The sequence below is a fragment of the Lentibacillus sp. Marseille-P4043 genome (assembly GCF_900258515.1).
Lineage (GTDB): Bacteria > Bacillota > Bacilli > Bacillales > Amphibacillaceae > Lentibacillus_C.
This window is the reverse complement of the sequence record NZ_LT984884.1, coordinates 2247312-2263919: the sequence shown is the minus strand read 5'-3', so window position 1 is coordinate 2263919 and position 16608 is coordinate 2247312. Positions and strand designations below refer to the sequence as shown.

Below are 16608 nucleotides of genomic sequence, written 5' to 3'. Positions count from 1 at the left end.
AAATGAAACGTTAAAAAGTGGGATCACTTCTACTATACAGGTTTGTCCTAATAAATTCGACAAATATGTATGTTTTTTCGTGTCCATTTTAAAAATTTTAATGTAATTACTACGCTTGTATACACATTGACTGAAAAAAGAGCCTTAAACTGCAGACTCTTCTACGTTACGCGTTTTTTAATTTTGTATTATTTTTATGTTTTGTTAATTGTTCTTCATAGGCTTGTTGGAATTTCTGAATGTCCCCAGCACCCATAAAGATTAGCACACTATCTGAATGAGTAAGCAACGTTTCTGTATGGGATAAATCTAATATAGTACTGTCGTCAACTAGCCTTTGCAAATCATGAATCGTAAGTTTTCCACTTTCTTCCCGTGCTGAACCAAAGATGTCACATAGATACACTTTATCAGCTAAGCTTAGACTGTCAGCAAATTCTTGCAGAAATGTCTTTGTGCGTGTAAATGTATGCGGCTGAAAAATAGCGACAATTGATTTATTAGGATATTTTTTCCTTGCTGAATCAATCGTTGCTGTAATTTCCTTTGGATGGTGTGCGTAATCGTCAATTAAAATTTGATTACCTACTTTTTTCTCGGTAAATCGACGCTTCACTCCTTGAAAAGTGCTAATGTTCTTTATATCTTCAGCACGCATGCCTTCATAATGACAGATGGCAATAACGGATAGAGCATTTAAAATATTATGATCTCCATAAACAGGTATCGTAAATGTATCGTAAAACGTATTCCTTACAAATACATCAAATTCAGTACCATTTTCCGTTTCATTAACATGTTGTGCTTGAAAATCATTCGTATCCGCAAACCCATAATATACAACTGGAACTTTCGCTTGGATTTGTTGTAATTTCTCATCATCACCGCAAGCAATAATTCCTTTTTTCACACGATCCGCCATTGATTGAAAGGCATCAAATACATCGTCAATGCTTGTAAAGTAATCTGGATGGTCAAAATCAATGTTTGTCATAATTGCATAATTAGGTTCATATTGCAGAAAATGCCTGCGATATTCACATGCTTCAAATACAAAATACTTACTTTCGACATGTCCTTTACCTGTACCATCCCCAATTAAATATGAAATTGGATACGTTTCATTTAATACATGGGCAAGTAATCCTGTTGTCGATGTTTTCCCGTGAGCACCAGTAACTGCGATACTCGTGTATTGCTTCAGCCATTCTCCTAAAAACTCATGATACCGGTAAAAAGTATTCCCGTTTTTCTTTGCAGCTTGAATTTCAATGTGATCATCGGAAAAAGCGTTCCCGGCAATAATCGTGTATTCATCTTTGATGTTATCTTCTGAGAAAGGGAGTATGGGAATGTTTTTTTGTTCCAATGCTTCTTGCGTAAAAAAGCGCTTTTCCACATCAGATCCCTGCACTTTTTCCCCTGAATCATAAAGTATATGGGCAAGTGCGCTCATTCCTGTTCCCTTAATACCAATAAAATGGTAAGTTGTCATAAAAAAGAACCTCCAAATATATGTGTAAAAAGGATTAGCCATCCATTTGTTTCTCAGGCAGCTATTACATAATTATAGCAAATCTCTGTTAGGTGTGAAATAATTAATTTTGCCGCGACCATTTTTACTCCACTTTATCCTACCCTAAATCTCTTGTTTACAATAATCTACTGGTTCAAGTCGTGGATTCGATCGATAACGTCTTCCTTCCTTTGCCTCTGGTGTACCATTAAGCAATACATTATCTCCAGTAAATCCGACCTTAATTCGCAATAAACTACCACCCACACCGTACATATCAACTGGCACTCCTAATTTTTCAAAATACTCGATCCGTTTTTCAGTGAATCCTCCACTGACAACGATATTCACATGGGAGTGTCCCTCGTCATCCAATGCCTTTCTTAATGCAAAAATAAGTTCTGGACTTACACCACGCGGATCAAAGGTACCCATTAAATGATGGTTCCTAAGAAAATATTTATCGACCAATGTACGTGATGTATCAACCCGAACACCTTTTAAATCCTTGCCAAATGCCCGTGCAACCTTAAGCGCGTCTGTAATAACATCATTGTTGTAATCGACTAGTGTAACAAGTTCATCTTCCGGATACATTTCATGATAGGCTCTTGATGCTGCGACTACATCACCTCGAAACATTTGAATCATTGCATGTGGCATCGTCCCCATACCTTCTTTTCCCCACCATTCGTTCATGGCATGAGTAGCTTGTGCTGTGGAACCGCCAATAAAGGCTGCGTATCCATCACCAGCTTGTTGTGTGAAGTGATCGTCACGGTCCCCCATGAAAATAATCGGCTTTTGCTTACCAGATGATCGTGCTGCTTTTACGACATTATATACATTTGTAGCTACTGATGTTCTTCTTGCCAAGATTCCATCTATAATACCTTCGAGGAAACCAAAGTTCTGGTATGGACCTGAAACGGTCAAAACTGTTTCATACGGACTGATCTTGTCTCCATCTTTTAATGAATTAATTTCTAGCTTATCTGGTTCTTCCGCAAACGTATGTAATAATGCAATTGCTTCGTCGGTTCCGCATAATACTGCATTTTCTTTTTGAAAGAATTGCATTGTTACGTGGTTGTTCGGGAGTTTTTGCTCAGCCATTTCTTTTGTTTTCAAAAAATATACGGCCGAAAACCAACCTTCTTTGATCCGTTCATCAAATTTGAACGTTTTATTTGTTAAACGCTTTATCTTTCCATTTAATTTTTGCGTGATTTCCTTCATCAATTCGTTTCCCCTTGTACGATAAAATTACCTTTATCCTTTTTATATGAAGCGTATATAACATAAGGTTGTTTTCGCATTGTTTGTTGCTTTTTTAATTTCGTAGTTGGTATAAAATGCGACGTAACTGCTGGGCTCTTTTCTATAAGTACGCGCATTTGCCGCCGTCCGGGATCGCTCCGGGTGGATGCTTTCCGCGGGCACGGCCTCAGCCTCCTTGCCCCGGCGAGGGGTATGTCGACGTTGTCCGCAAAGGACGGTTTTAGTCGACCCTCCTTTTCAAACCACTCTGCGGGGTCTTCGGACACGTGCTGGGGCTGCGCTAACTCGCCCCACCGAAAACCATTGTTCCCGCAGGAGTCACCACCCTCCACTCACCCGGACTAGTAAAGTGGTAGGATGCGACTTTATAGAACACATACACCTACAGTTACTGGTAGGAAATACACGTAGACTCCTGCGGGAAGAGAGGCCTAGGTGAGACCCCGCAGTGCGACGAGCGATGCTTCCACCGAATAAGCTTCGAGTTGCGAGGAGCGATACTTCATCGAAATTACTTGCAACTCAGGCGAGCACCCTAGCACGAGGAGGCTCAGCAGCCGCCCGCGGAAAGCGTAGTGTATTTCCGGAACGGTGGGACAGCAATTTCTTAGTTACTGCGCATTTTATATCTATTGTGTAAAAAACAACCATCTTATAAAAGACAGCCTAAAATATAAGAATTTCCCAGTTATATCTTATCATATAAAAAGTCATATAATTCTACAAGGATTATAGTAGAAATAATTATTCCTGGGCTTTTTCTAGTTGTGCATTGGAAATAAGCACTTCTCTTGGTTTACTACCATTTTGTTGTGCGATGATGCCCTTTAATTCCATTGTATCCATTAAGCGCGCGGCTCGATTATACCCGATTTTGAAATGACGTTGTAATAAAGACGTGCTTGCGCTATTTTGCTGTACAACAAATTGGATTGCTTGTTCAAGCAAATCATCTTCCTCATCATCGACCGCTATTTGTTCTAGCAATTGTTCCTGTTCAAACAAATAATTTGCTGGTGCAATCGATCTCGCATATTTTGTGACCCGCTCAATTTCGTCATCAGAAACAAATGCACCTTGTAAACGAACACTCTTGCCAGCACCATTTTCAACAAACAGCATATCACCTTTTCCTAATAATTTCTCAGCCCCGCTTGTATCAATAATCGTTCTCGAGTCCACCTGTGATGAAACACTAAACGCAATTCGTGTCGGAATATTAGCCTTGATCAACCCAGTGATTACATCTACTGACGGGCGTTGAGTGGCTAATAATAAATGGATTCCACATGCTCGGGCTTTCTGAGCAATACGACTGATGGCATCCTCAACATCCTGAGGTGAGACCATCATTAGATCAGCCAATTCATCGATGACAATTACGAGAAATGGCATTTTCTCATCCGTTTGATTTTGCTGTCTCATTTTTTGATTGTAACGCTCAATATCTCTGACACCCTCACGGACAAATTTTTCATACCGTTCCTCCATCTCATTAACAGCCCACTTCAATGCTTGTGTTGCAGCTTTTACATCTGTTATTACTGGGGCAACAAGATGTGGTATTGCATTAAATGGCGCAAGTTCTACCATTTTAGGATCGATCAACAAAAATTTAACGTCTTCATGACTTGCCTTATATAAAAGACTAACCAATATGGTATTAATGCAGACACTTTTACCTGATCCGGTTGCACCAGCAATCAAACCATGCGGCATTTTGTTAACGTTCGTAATTAGTGGTGAGCCTTCGATTGTCAAACCTAATGCTATAGTCAAGGGAGAACTACTATTTCTAAATTCATCCGTTGCAAAAATTTCTTGCAGACCAACCATTTGTGCAGTTTGATTTGGAATTTCGATGCCGATTGTGTTTTTCCCAGGTATCGGCGCTTCTATTCTGATATCCTTTGCTGCCATATTCAATTTCAAATCATCACTTAAATTTTTCACTTTACTAACTTTCACACCCATTTCAGGATGTACTTCAAACCTTGTTACAGATGGACCTTGTGTGGCATTAACAACTTTGGCATTCACATGAAAATGTTTCAGTGTTTGTTCCAGAAGCTCTTGTTGATTTAAAACCCACAATTCATCCTGCGTACTTTTTGGATCTGGATCGTTTAACAAATGATAAGGAATCGCACTGTTTGTTTGAACTGAACTACGATTATTTGCCCTTTGCCTTCGTTGCTTCCATTTTTGTTTGTCATTCGCACTCATCATGACATTAAACGGAACACTACCTTGTTTATTTTCATTTTTTTCTGTGCGTCTAGACTGTGAGCGTTTCGACTGTTTGTTCGTATTTCGCTTTAGGTTCAATTGATTTTCTACAGCCTTATCCTCGCCCGATTGTTTTAATATCGGATCTTCATTTGTTTCGTCATGGTTTGGCATTTCACTTTGATTTGGACTAGCTTTTGGTAAAACTTCTTTCTGCTGAACTGGTTCTGGGTTTGCGTCATTTTCTTCTATCAAAAAAGCAGGCTCTGAAAATTCTTCCCTAGTATCCTTGTCTTCTATTTCTGATAGATTATTTTCGTAAAACGTAATCGTACTTTCTTGATGAGCAGGAACAGCAATAGGATTATTTTTACTTTTGCCTTCATCTTGTATGGGAGTTGAATTCTCATTAACATCTATTTTACTTTCTTCTGTCACTTGCTTTCGCACAAAAGCAGGAACATTTTCCATCTCTTTTTCTTCTTCCTTCTCCTTTTTCCGCTTATGGTACCCATAAATTGGTGACGGGACTTCTGTTGGATGAAAAGGCTTTTTGTGCTCCGGTTTTATGACCGGTTTGTTTTCTATTTTATTATCTGCCTTTTCTTGAACGGGTTGCTTGTTTTCCATTCGTTTTCGTGCAAAGGCAGGCTTCTCTTCTTTGTTCTTGTTTGAATAATCAGGAATGACCGGAAAACGAAATGATTCTCTATTTGGATACTTATGCATCACCTTGGTATGTATTTCTTGTTCGGTACGTTGATTATGTTTTATTGGTATCCTGTTTTCTTCAGGCGTCTTATCAGGTTCATCAACTTCCTCCGTGAAAAATAGATCGAGTATTTTCTTTTTCCATTGTTTCCACATATATTTCACTCATTTCATCTTTAAAAATCTACTACCCTATTTTATCAGTTTTTCTTAGTAGTGTGTTAATGTATCATAAAAAAACAACCTATGTCCTAAGACGTAGGTTGCTTTGGGTAAGCTAAGTTTCCGGATTTTAAAAACGACCATTTCCGCTTTGTTTGTTGCTTTCTGTCCCTGCAGCCCGTAATATACTTCTCTTTACAGGAGGTCACGTATACAGACTGCTTGTGAAGAAATATATGCTTATCTCTTTCCTTCAAAACAACAATTTTCTAGAAAACAGCCTTAAAAATCAAACGCTTCTCCACTTTTGTAACTGTCCTCCAGCACGTAAATGCCTTTTTCTTTTGGAGCATTTGGCAAGCCTAATTCTTTTTGCGAACATATCATACCATTCGATGGAACTCCGCGTAATTTTGTCGGTTTAATTTTAAGTCCACTTGGCATTACCGCTCCAACTTTAGCTACCACTACTTTCTGACCTTCATCAACATTTGGTGCACCACATACAATTTGCAATGTTTCATCACCTACATCAACTTGACAAACGTTCAATTTATCTGCATTTTCATGCGGCGTTTTGCTGCTCACATAACCAACAACGAACTTTGGTCGTAAATCAAAGTCAAGCGAATCATTCAAACTATTTTTTGCGAAAAAAGATTTTAGTTTGTTAAGCAGATCTTCTGTTAGGGTGATTTTGCCTGTATCAGGTAACTCAAAGTGGGTTGATGCTTGAAAAATATTATAGCCGAGCACTGTTCCTTCCACATCGGTGATTTTTGTCACATCACCAAACTGTTCCTGTTTCACTGCATAGCGATCCCCATCCTCTAGTGGGATGATTAACACATCGCCAATTCCTGTTGGATTATAAAACACATCCACTTGCGTTCATCCTTTCTAATTCTTCTCTGGTCTGTTTTTAGCCAAAATAAAGATTGGCTCTAAGTGTTTATCTTCATATATGAATGACAACGATGTGATTGGAATTCTTCCTTCGGCGAAAAACTTCATTGTCATCTGTGCTAATATATCATACCCTGTTTTATTTTGAATGTCAGCAATTATCAAGACATCTTGGTGTGGGACTGCAATCGCTAGTTCACCTTTACTGTTTGCTTTCATTTCTTCTAAAAATGCTTCATTTAAAATTCTACTTGCATCATATCCATCCTGTTTCGCAACAAAATAAAAATCATTATCTGCTACAGTATCTTTTTTATAGTCTGTTGACAGTGAACGAATGTTAAATGTTGCGATTTCATCGATGCGATCCAATGTCCAGCCTTCTTTCTCCAACATCGGCTGATCAATTAATCGATAGGACTTACCTAAATCCAAGGCATAAAAAATTCTTGTTTCTGCAGTATGATCTTTGGTAATCAGGGTTGTCCCGGCCTTTGTTTCAGTGGGAAATGATGTTGCCCGAATAACTGGAAAGATGTTTTTTTCCATTCCATTCAATTGGTAATCCTCATGCATTATGCGAAGCGACTCCGAAATATGATCGACTAATTCATCAATCGCTTGGTCTCCACGCTCATTGTATTTAGCAACAACATTAGGTAGTGTGATTTTTACACCTTGCTTTGAATCTGCCCACTCAATTCGGAGTGTATCGTTATCCCTGTTATATGTGATGTTGTGTTGAGAATTGGCGAGTCGTTCTTCTAAAATCTTTTTCAGTTTTATACTAGTCATTTTCATCGATATTCCTCCTACTTGGAAGCATTGTACTAGTTTGGTAAATCGCTAATAAATGTCATGATTTCTTCCTTTGTTTTCCGATCTTTACTTACAAAACGACCAATTTCTTTCCCGTTCTTAAATGCAATAAAGCTTGGAATACCAAAGACATCATACTCTTGGCATAATTCAATAAACTGATCACGATCTATCATAACAAAAGTAAAGTCCGGATAGGCATTTTCAATCTCTGGTAAAATCGGTTCTATTACACGGCAATCAGGACACCAATCCGCACTAAAAAGAGTAATAACTGGGCCCTCTTGCAAAAACGCGTTCAATTGTTCTATCGATTCTAATGTTTTCATTCTCATCATCCTCCAATGTAATAGTATCTTTGTTTTCCTCGCAGTTCAAACAATAGCTGTCTTGTTTTATCACAGGTCGAATTTTCATCTATTTATTTTTCTTCTGGATCAGCTGGTATACCGATAGACCGTGCCATTTTCATTAATTCCAAGGCGTCGCTATCCATTTTATCTTTTGAAGTGTAGGTTGTTATTTTAACGCCTCCAATACCAACTTGCATTTCATAACCATCCCCCTCATCAGGCAAAACGTGAATATAGCCGAATTTGTCGTCGTCTTCAAATGATTCATTTAATAATGCATCATCACGTTGAACTGATTGAAAGTTTAATTGGCTTTTTAGAGTTTCTAAATCGTTGTAGAAAACGATGTATGTTTGATCACCGTCTTTTAAAATCACATTACTTTTGGATTCCTCATCTATTACTAAATGATCAGGCACATAGAGGGAAAAATTATTTAATTGCTGATTTGGTATTATTTCAATTTCTTCCGCCCTAAATGCTTGTTGGGCCGCTTCCTTTGCATCGTTTATCGCATCCTCTTCTGATTTTGTACTACAACCGCTTATGATTATAATAACGAGCAAAAAAACGATTGGTATTGGTTGTTTTATTTTTCTCACTGTTCTATTTCCCCCAAATTTCACTAGTTCTGACAACAAGCAACTAATCCGTATCGATCAATTATAAACGTAATGTCCTACTTGTTTGGCCGGACAAGTTTTTAGTTCTTTATACCCCTACTATCATACTATGATTACCTAATTTGACAAGGCTTGATTTTTCAATCCTACCGCAGAAAGATTGCATTGTTCAAAAAAGTCTTTAAAATAGAAGTGTAATCAGTATTTAGTTTTGGGAGGGGATTTATAATGGAATTAACCGTATATTTAGCTGGACAAATTCACGATGACTGGCGCGAGGATCTCAAGAAAAAAGCTGAAGCAAAAAAGCTGCCGTTAACATTTGTGGCTCCACAAACAAATCATGATCGTTCAGATAATATCGGTGAAGATGTGTTGGGCGTGCAGCCAGGCAATGTTTACAAAGATGACGCAGCTTCAAGTATTAATAATTTAAGAACACAGGTGTTAATACAAAAATCAGATGTTGTAATTGCGCTTTTCGGGGAAAAATATAAACAATGGAATACTGCAATGGATGCAAGTGCCGCGATAACAATGAATAAGCCAACAATTATTGTGCGACCAGCATCACTAATTCATCCATTAAAAGAACTAACAAACAAGGCAAACGTAACGGTTGAAACAGTTGACCAGGCTCTTGATTTACTAAACTATATTTACGAATAATTTGTTGTAGCAGCGGAATCTGTTCCGCTGCTTATTTAAAATCGGTTGTTAAACTCCCATTGACCACGTAGAAGCTTAACTACATGTGTAAACATTTCTTTTCTCGTAATCAATTCATTGGTAAAAATCCCGATTGCACCTTCATTTTTCCTAACTTCTTGTTTCATCGCAAATCCATCCATTACATCGCCCAGTTCATGACCTTTTGTTAATTGCGCATTAATTTCTTCAGGTAACGGAATTCTCGCGCCACTCGCAGTATAAATGTTTTTTTCCTGATCAACAAGTGCACCCCAATTACACAAGTATAGTTGATCATCAACGTACATGACGCCACCTTCAAGGCCAATTCCTATTGCATCCGGATTCTTTTTAACGCATTCCATCGCCCGATTAATCGCTCCTTCTTTTGTCTCCTCATCAGAAAATGGTTGAGCGGAAACACTTGAAGATGCGCTAATCGTAACAATAGAATCGGTTGGGAATACCTCTTCAACTGCATTCATTTTGGTAGGATTTTTAGAGCCTACTGAAATTTTCATATTCGTTCCTCACATTCAAGAATGCTGCCACCCTTCAAAAGGCAGCAGCATAATTCTATGTTATTTACTGCGAATTTGTTCGACAGTATTTTGATCTGTTGTTTTAACAAGTTTAACTAAAAGCTCTTTAGCTGCTTGATAATCATCTACATGAACAATCGATGCCGATGTATGGATATAACGTGAACAAATACCAACAACCGCTGATGGAACACCATCATTAGCAAGATGAACACGACCTGCATCCGTACCGCCCTGAGATACAAAATACTGATACGGAATATTGTTGGACTCGGCTGTATCTAAAATAAATTCCCGCATTCCTGTATGGGTGATCATCGAACGATCAAATATTCTTAGTAAAGCACCTTTCCCCAATTGGCCAAACTCTTTTTTCTCACCTGACATATCATTTGCAGGGGAGGCATCAAGTGCATAAAAGATATCAGGCTTGATCATGTTTGCGGCAACTTGTGCACCACGTAAACCTACTTCTTCTTGAACTGTTGCACCAGAAACCAATTGATTTGGTACGGTTTCATTTTGCAACTCTTTTAAAAGTTCAATTGAAAGTCCACAACCATAGCGATTGTCCCATGCTTTAGCTAAGATTTTTTTTGGATTAGCCATTGGTGTAAACGGACAAATTGGCACGATCGGCTGTCCTGGTTTAACACCAATTTTTAATGCATCATCTTTATCATCAGCACCAATATCAATCAACATATTTTTCATTTCCATTGGTTTTTTTCGTTGTTCTGGTGTCAAATTATGCGGTGGAATTGATCCGATAACGCCGATAACCGGTCCTGTTTCCGTCATGACTTGTACACGTTGTGCCAACATGACTTGATTCCACCAGCCACCTAACGTCTGAAACCGAAGCATACCATTTTCGGTAATTTGGGTAACCATAAAGCCGACTTCGTCCATATGACCCGCTACCATAACTTTGGGACCTTTACCGTTTTTGACGCCAAAAACGCCACCCAAATTATCCTGAATGATTTCATCTGCGTATTTTTCCAATTCCCCTTTCATGAACTTTCGGACGAGATGTTCATTTCCAGGTGCCCCTTGTAATTCGGTTAATGTTTTGAAAAGATCCAATGTATCTTGTTTCAAATTATTCTCCCCCATTACTTGTTTTTTGGTAACTCTTTTATGTACTAGCTACATTATAACGGAAACACCCATGCCGTTTCCACTTATCACTATACACTGGTTTTTATTTTCTATTTTTTATCATTTGCGGTATACTAACCAATGAAGTGCTATTTCTTCGGCTCTAAATTCATAGCTTGAGGTGATAAAATGGGAATGAAAAAAGCAGCATTAGCAGCAGGATTAGGTGTTGTCGTCGGTTATCTTGCCAAATATCAAGTTGATCAATTACAAAAATTAACACCAGAAAAAGCTTTAAAACAAGCTAAAGAAACATTTAAGAGACAAGGACCAATAAGTGGCTCATGGATTTACATGAAACCTGAAGAGGTTGAAAAAAATGGTCTATCATACAATGCATATCGCGGAGGCGTAACACGTAACATCGATGGTGAAAACAAACAATTTGAATTTCATGTTGATGTTGAAACAGGCGCCATAATTGATTCTATTCAAACAACATAAATGTTGGAGCTGCTCTTAATATAGGAGTAGCTTTTTTTATTGAAGGCTGTTTTCTAAGAGATTATTGTTCTTTGATCGAAATGGATATTGGACTTTGCTTTGATACGTTGGCTCGGGTTGATGTTCTCGCTCTCCGGTTGATGTTTCCGCTCTCGGGTCGATGTTCTCGTTCTCGGGTCGATGTTATATCAACCACGAAATTAAAAAGCACCAAACATTACGAAAAGAGCCTTGTTGAACAATGTACCAAAATCCATAAAAGGAGCTATCCACATGGGATAGCTCCTTTATTTTATTTGTACTCGTAACGCTCTCGTTTAACCTCGTCTACTTTTTCACCGACATCATTAAACTTAATCGCACGGTAATATGCATCATGATAAAACGTATACCAAGCATGCTTCTGATACCCGATATTCATCCACTTTTCTTTTTGATGAACGGATGTTACAGGATAATCATCATATGCTAAGGCCCACAATTTGTTTTGATGGGCATGTGTTGGCATAATATCAGCCATATGAATAAAGTTTTCCTCACCGTCATCAAAAACAAGAATACTGTGACCATCACTATGGCCCCCAGTGTGAATCATTTTGAGTCCTTCAACAATCGTGATTTCATTTTCAAACGGCTCGACTTGCTGCTGTATCGGTTTCCAATTCATTTCCCAATAAGTATTCACCGATCGAATATTCGGATTACGCATTTCATTCCATTCAACAGAGGAAACGTATATCGTAGCATTCTCAAACACCGGAACAAATGATTCACCGGCTATTTTTGTCAGCCCGCATGCATGATCAAAATGCAAGTGAGTCATTAACATTGCATCTATATCTCCAGTTGTTAACCCCAATTGTGACAATGATTTTTCAATTGATGATTCTTCAAGCACGCCAAAATTTCGTAACTGCTTGTCCGTTAATTTACCATGTCCCATCCCAGAATCGACGATGAAATTTTTCCCATCGATTTGAAGTAAAATTGGGTCTGTTCGTAATTCAATTTGGTTTTTCTCATTGTGTGGATACTTCTTTCCCCATAAAGCTTTCGGGACAACTCCAAACATGGCTCCCCCATCTAAAAAGTTAACGCCACCATTCAACCATGTTAATTTTGCTCGACCAATCTGTAATGTCTCCATTGTTCCTTCCTCCTTTTCCCTACTCCTAGTTTAGCTAAAGTATATAAATCGCGCAAACGCTGCCATTTATAACATAAAAAAGAACCCGATCAACGAGTTCCTAATAAATAAAAATATAATTATCCTATAAAACTGGCACGACAGCGATAAATCACATGTCCCTTTTCGGAAAACTTCTGTTCATATTCGGTCATGACATTGGTCGGATCCTGGAGTTGATGCAAGTCTAAACTAACATCTTCAAGTTTCATACCAAATGCCGAAAAACTGACTAATGAATATTCAAACAGGCCTCGATTATCTGTTTTCAAAACAACTTCCCCAGTTGAATTCAATATAGTGCGATACTTTTCTAAAAACGTATGAAAACTTAATCGCCTTTTTTCATGTCTATTTTTGGGCCATGGATCAGAAAAGTTCAAATAAATCGTACTAACCTCATCCCCGGCAAAAACGTCGCACAGTTTGTCCGCATCCATATTTACTAACAAAATGTTGTCTAACTCGGAATCAATAATTTTTTGTGCTGCTGTGACAATAACACTTTTGCTGAGCTCGATGCCAATAAAATTCACATCTGGATATTGTTCTGCCATCCCAACTAAAAACCGGCCTTTACCAGTACCAATTTCTAAATGAATCGGGTTTTCATTACCGAAGACAGCCTGCCAGTTAGCTTTATGGTTCATTGGGTTTGCTTTCACTAGCTGGTTATTTTTTGCTAAAAAGTCATCAGCCCATGGTTTATGACGTTGACGCATATTTCATACCTCTCTTTTCTAGAAATCACCAATTATTTTTTATCATGAATTTTACAAAGATGCCAACACTATCAGATATGAGGTGATTAATAATGACGTTAACCGTTCATGATCAATTAACGCTTTTGCACGATATATTAGGTGAACACACGGAAGACTGCAGTGGTGAAGTATCGGAATACCAGCAAATAAAACGATTGGTTCAAGCAATGATGGCAAAAAATAGTATTACCGATGATCAGCTTCTTCAATTACTACCTGAAATTTATAATTATGGCCGGCAAGGTGAAATAGCCCAAAACTCACCTGAACATATAACGGCAAATAAAAACAATATCGAAAATTGGATGAGTGCGATAACAAACACTAGTTTAGAATAGCTTCATATACATGTGTATTTAGGTCACGTAAATCACGTAGACGTTCTTGAACTTTTTCACTTTCGTTTCGTTCATTATGCCACAGCAAATAACTTAGTGAATCAGCTAGTAAATACCAATACATGCGTTCAATTAGCTTCTTATCATGTACGACGCCATATTGTTTTAGCCAGCTATTCCAGTCCTCCATTGGGATATACCATTTTAGCAACACCCCAAAGTCCATAACTGGATCAGCTATCATGGCATTATCCCAATCAATTAGATAAAGTTGTCCATCTTTAGTTAACAACAAATTATTATGGTTCAAGTCGCAATGGCATACAACTTGTTTCTGTTCTCTTGTAACAGGTAATAACTGCTCCAAGTAGTTTAAAGCATCCTGAACCTCGGCAAATTTTTGCACGAGGTTGTTTGCATGTATTTGTCTTTTAAGGTTTTTAAAATTTTCATCGGGTGTTATCGGTCTTTTCCCTAAACGCATAAGCATATGAAGTAATTCAGATGAGTGGTGAATTTTATGTAAAAGTTCAGCCACACGTGGATGTTGCATTTCTTCTGGCTTTAGCTCTCTTCCTTCAATCCATTCTTGCGCAGTAATAACGTCCCCATTTTCCATCCGTTTCGTCCAAATCAATTTGGGGACGATACCTTCAGCTGATAGTACCGCCAAAAACGGTGATGAATTTCGTTTAAGGAAAAGTCGTCTATTCTGATTTTCAGCAATATAAGCATCGCCTGTCAATCCGCCTGCTGGTGCAATATTCCATTCCTTACCTAATGCGTGGTTTAGCCAATTCACCGTTCATTCCTCAAATCTCTAGTTTCTTTTTATAGTCCAATTACTTATTTTATAACGATCTTAATAAAAATACAACAATGTTAGCAGATTAACGATAAACATTTTTAAAAAACGCTGTTTATCAGTTCAATTATGATAAATTTGTACATATACTATCGCTCATCATCCATAGAAAACGTCGTGGTAGTTTCCTCTTCCCATTCCGGGCGTTTTACTGATGTGGTCTGGCAATGCTTTAGCAAGGCATCTGCAGCTTTTAATTGGCGGCTTTTTAATGGCGATTTCAGCTTTCTTTTTTCCTCAAACCATTTCTCATACCCTTGCTTACCAATTATATTCGTATGGTACGATTCAGATTCCCCGATAATATGATTTGTGCGGGACAGAACTACCTTTTTTACTGGAAATTGAATATCATATTTACTCAAAATACTTTTTATAATTTGTTCCGTGCGCTTTAAAGCAAGTATCGGACTTAAAATTTTCGATTGCACATGGTTCATCTCCGCAATCCATGTCCTTTCGTCAGTCGCCATTATTAAGTCTGCTTTTGTTTCTTCTAATAAATAGATGATCTCTATCCCTATTGGACTAATAAAAATGACTTCTCCATCAATTGGGGCATTTTTTAGCCTAAAAGTTGGATAATACATTAACAAATACGTATCGGGAAAACGTTGCAAAAAATACTTTAGTGTCGCATCATAATAATAAGCTTTTGCCATAAACGATAGTTCCGTCACAGTTGAAGATGCCCATTTTAATTGAATTGGGTACAGTTTATCCAAAAAGTACTGTTTTAACTCATGCTTCGTTTTTGGCAAAACCTCTTCCTGTACAGGTTCTTCCTCAACAACCCCCCGCTTAAAAAACGCCTTCCATTTTGAAAAAGTAGAGGTATGATTGGTCGAATTGATATCCTGCCTATCTTCATCAAGTGTCTCGTATTGTTCATTTTGTTCATTCCACAAACCGTTCAGCTTATTCCAATTCTCCTGTTTCAATCGAATATATTGGCTTGGATAGCGGAACACGTTCCAACCGTATCGGGAAACATAATCTTCAAACTTGATCAGTTGTGCCATTGTTTTCACCTCTTAAATTATATCTGGTAACAATTTTATATTTCGGATCTTGTTTAGGGTAAATTTGATATAGTGCAACCTCTTTAACCGTTAACAAATAATTTTCTCTTTTAAAGCGATCCTTCAGCTCTATTATTTTCTGTTCATCAAGCGGACCATTCCATTTCTTAGCAAGTGTTATATGTGGACGGTAAGCACGTTGTTCAGGTTTAAATCCGAACTCCTCCATGGATGATTCAACTTTTTCATGCAACAAGGTTAACGATTTATTCTTCCTCACGCCTGCCCAAAGGATACGTGGTCCTTTTGGATTGCCAAATGTACCTATATCACCGACTTCAAGTACAAATTGTGGAAGACTTTCAATATTTCGTAGCGCTTTTTGTATCGATTGAATCGTAACTCTCTCCACTGAACCTAAAAATGTTAACGTAATGTGCAAATCATGTTTATTTGGCCACTGTTTGTATGGCAGCTGGGACCTAAGATCTTGTTGCCAACTGGAAAATGTATTTTCTAACTGTGAAGTGATTGGTATCCCAATGAAATAATGTGATGTAGTTGTCATCATGAATCTCTCCTACTTTTTTAATCGTACTAAATAATAAGAATATGTATGGTTTATTCACATTTTGTTGAATATTTCCCCTTTCGATCTGTTGAAAATAGGTGTAAACTAATAGTAACGTCAGAGATTCACTTTGCACCACAGGTTTAATGATTACATTAAGGAGTGGTTTTTTGAATCAACCAACATCTCGAATGCTAACCAGAGTAAAAGCTGTCTACCTTTACATTAGAGAGAATGGAACGGTAACTACAACTGAATTAGCCGATGAATTTGGAACGACAGATCGCACCATTCAACGAGACTTACACGTATTAGTTTACAATGGTCTCGTTAACAGCCCAACACGCGGCAGATGGAAAATAACAAATAAAAAAGTAAAAATATCCTAAGAATGATTAAAAACAAGGCTGACATATTTCATG

The 16608-nt window shown here is 37.8% G+C and carries 20 protein-coding genes; 4 read left to right on the top strand and 16 right to left on the bottom strand.

Features of this window, described 5'->3' with window-relative positions; genetic code table 11:
* Positions 1–166 precede the first annotated feature (166 nt).
* The 8 genes from murC to C8270_RS10975 form a co-directional block, all read right to left on the bottom strand.
* On the bottom strand, positions 167–1495 hold the full coding sequence (murC, locus tag C8270_RS11010) for a UDP-N-acetylmuramate--L-alanine ligase (RefSeq protein ID WP_106496874.1): 1329 nt from the start codon (positions 1493–1495) through the stop codon (positions 167–169).
* Positions 1496–1639: 144 nt separating this feature from the next.
* Complete coding sequence (locus C8270_RS11005) at positions 1640–2755, bottom strand: nicotinate phosphoribosyltransferase (RefSeq protein WP_106496873.1); 1116 nt, start codon at positions 2753–2755, stop codon at positions 1640–1642.
* On the bottom strand, positions 2755–2913 hold the full coding sequence (locus C8270_RS20000; RefSeq protein ID WP_158701699.1) for a hypothetical protein: 159 nt from the start codon (positions 2911–2913) through the stop codon (positions 2755–2757). The genes C8270_RS11005 and C8270_RS20000 overlap by 1 nt, the downstream gene beginning before the upstream one ends.
* 628 nt (positions 2914–3541) lie before the next feature.
* Positions 3542–5893: a DNA translocase FtsK gene (locus C8270_RS10995; RefSeq protein ID WP_106496871.1), complete on the bottom strand. Its 2352-nt coding sequence runs from the start codon at positions 5891–5893 to the stop codon at positions 3542–3544.
* 288 nt (positions 5894–6181) lie between these two features.
* Positions 6182–6784, bottom strand: coding sequence for a YtpR family tRNA-binding protein (ytpR, locus tag C8270_RS10990; RefSeq protein WP_106496870.1), 603 nt, complete (start codon positions 6782–6784; stop codon positions 6182–6184).
* Between the two features lie 15 nt (positions 6785–6799).
* Positions 6800–7606 carry a DUF1444 domain-containing protein gene (locus C8270_RS10985; RefSeq protein ID WP_106496869.1) on the bottom strand — a complete coding sequence of 269 codons (807 nt, stop codon included), beginning with the start codon at positions 7604–7606 and terminating at the stop codon, positions 6800–6802.
* A 29-nt stretch (positions 7607–7635) separates the two neighbouring features.
* Positions 7636–7953, bottom strand: coding sequence for a thioredoxin family protein (locus C8270_RS10980; RefSeq protein ID WP_106496868.1), 318 nt, complete (start codon positions 7951–7953; stop codon positions 7636–7638).
* Between the two features lie 92 nt (positions 7954–8045).
* A complete protein-coding gene (locus tag C8270_RS10975; protein WP_106496867.1) occupies positions 8046–8579 on the bottom strand; it encodes a hypothetical protein in 534 nt (177 codons plus the stop codon).
* 249 nt (positions 8580–8828) lie between these two features.
* Between C8270_RS10975 and C8270_RS10970 the strand changes: the two genes are divergently transcribed.
* Entirely contained in the window at positions 8829–9269 is a 441-nt protein-coding gene (locus tag C8270_RS10970; protein ID WP_106496866.1) for a YtoQ family protein, read from the top strand.
* Positions 9270–9304: 35 nt separating this feature from the next.
* Here C8270_RS10970 and C8270_RS10965 read toward each other — a convergent pair whose 3' ends face one another.
* Both C8270_RS10965 and C8270_RS10960 read right to left on the bottom strand, forming a co-directional pair.
* Complete coding sequence (locus C8270_RS10965; RefSeq protein WP_106496865.1) at positions 9305–9811, bottom strand: DUF84 family protein; 507 nt, start codon at positions 9809–9811, stop codon at positions 9305–9307.
* Positions 9812–9871: 60 nt separating this feature from the next.
* Entirely contained in the window at positions 9872–10936 is a 1065-nt protein-coding gene (locus C8270_RS10960) for a M42 family metallopeptidase (RefSeq protein ID WP_106496864.1), read from the bottom strand.
* A 189-nt stretch (positions 10937–11125) separates the two neighbouring features.
* Between C8270_RS10960 and C8270_RS10955 the strand changes: the two genes are divergently transcribed.
* Positions 11126–11440, top strand: coding sequence for a PepSY domain-containing protein (locus C8270_RS10955; protein WP_106496863.1), 315 nt, complete (start codon positions 11126–11128; stop codon positions 11438–11440).
* 61 nt (positions 11441–11501) lie between these two features.
* On the opposite strand, the gene C8270_RS19995 is transcribed toward C8270_RS10955, so the two are convergent.
* From C8270_RS19995 to trmB, 3 genes are all read right to left on the bottom strand, one after another.
* A complete protein-coding gene (locus C8270_RS19995) occupies positions 11502–11651 on the bottom strand; it encodes a hypothetical protein (protein WP_158701698.1) in 150 nt (49 codons plus the stop codon).
* An 81-nt stretch (positions 11652–11732) separates the two neighbouring features.
* Positions 11733–12587: a YtnP family quorum-quenching lactonase gene (locus C8270_RS10950; protein WP_106496862.1), complete on the bottom strand. Its 855-nt coding sequence runs from the start codon at positions 12585–12587 to the stop codon at positions 11733–11735.
* A gap of 119 nt (positions 12588–12706) precedes the next feature.
* Positions 12707–13348 (bottom strand): tRNA (guanosine(46)-N7)-methyltransferase TrmB, encoded by a 642-nt coding sequence (gene trmB, locus C8270_RS10945; protein ID WP_106496861.1) that lies wholly within the window; start codon positions 13346–13348, stop codon positions 12707–12709.
* A gap of 92 nt (positions 13349–13440) precedes the next feature.
* On the opposite strand from trmB, the gene C8270_RS10940 reads away from it, so the two are divergent.
* The gene (locus tag C8270_RS10940) at positions 13441–13728 is read left to right on the top strand and encodes a YtzH-like family protein (RefSeq protein ID WP_106496860.1); all 288 of its coding nucleotides are present in this window, start codon (positions 13441–13443) and stop codon (positions 13726–13728) included.
* On the opposite strand, the gene C8270_RS10935 is transcribed toward C8270_RS10940, so the two are convergent.
* From C8270_RS10935 to thpR, 3 genes are all read right to left on the bottom strand, one after another.
* Positions 13715–14530 (bottom strand): phosphotransferase family protein, encoded by an 816-nt coding sequence (locus tag C8270_RS10935; RefSeq protein ID WP_106496859.1) that lies wholly within the window; start codon positions 14528–14530, stop codon positions 13715–13717. The genes C8270_RS10940 and C8270_RS10935 overlap by 14 nt on opposite strands.
* 152 nt (positions 14531–14682) lie before the next feature.
* Entirely contained in the window at positions 14683–15615 is a 933-nt protein-coding gene (locus tag C8270_RS10930; RefSeq protein ID WP_106496858.1) for a hypothetical protein, read from the bottom strand.
* Entirely contained in the window at positions 15593–16183 is a 591-nt protein-coding gene (gene thpR / locus C8270_RS10925; protein WP_106496857.1) for an RNA 2',3'-cyclic phosphodiesterase, read from the bottom strand. The genes C8270_RS10930 and thpR overlap by 23 nt, the downstream gene beginning before the upstream one ends.
* Positions 16184–16332: 149 nt before the next feature.
* On the opposite strand from thpR, the gene C8270_RS10920 reads away from it, so the two are divergent.
* Entirely contained in the window at positions 16333–16575 is a 243-nt protein-coding gene (locus C8270_RS10920) for a DeoR family transcriptional regulator (RefSeq protein WP_442785800.1), read from the top strand.
* Positions 16576–16608: the final 33 nt, after the last annotated feature.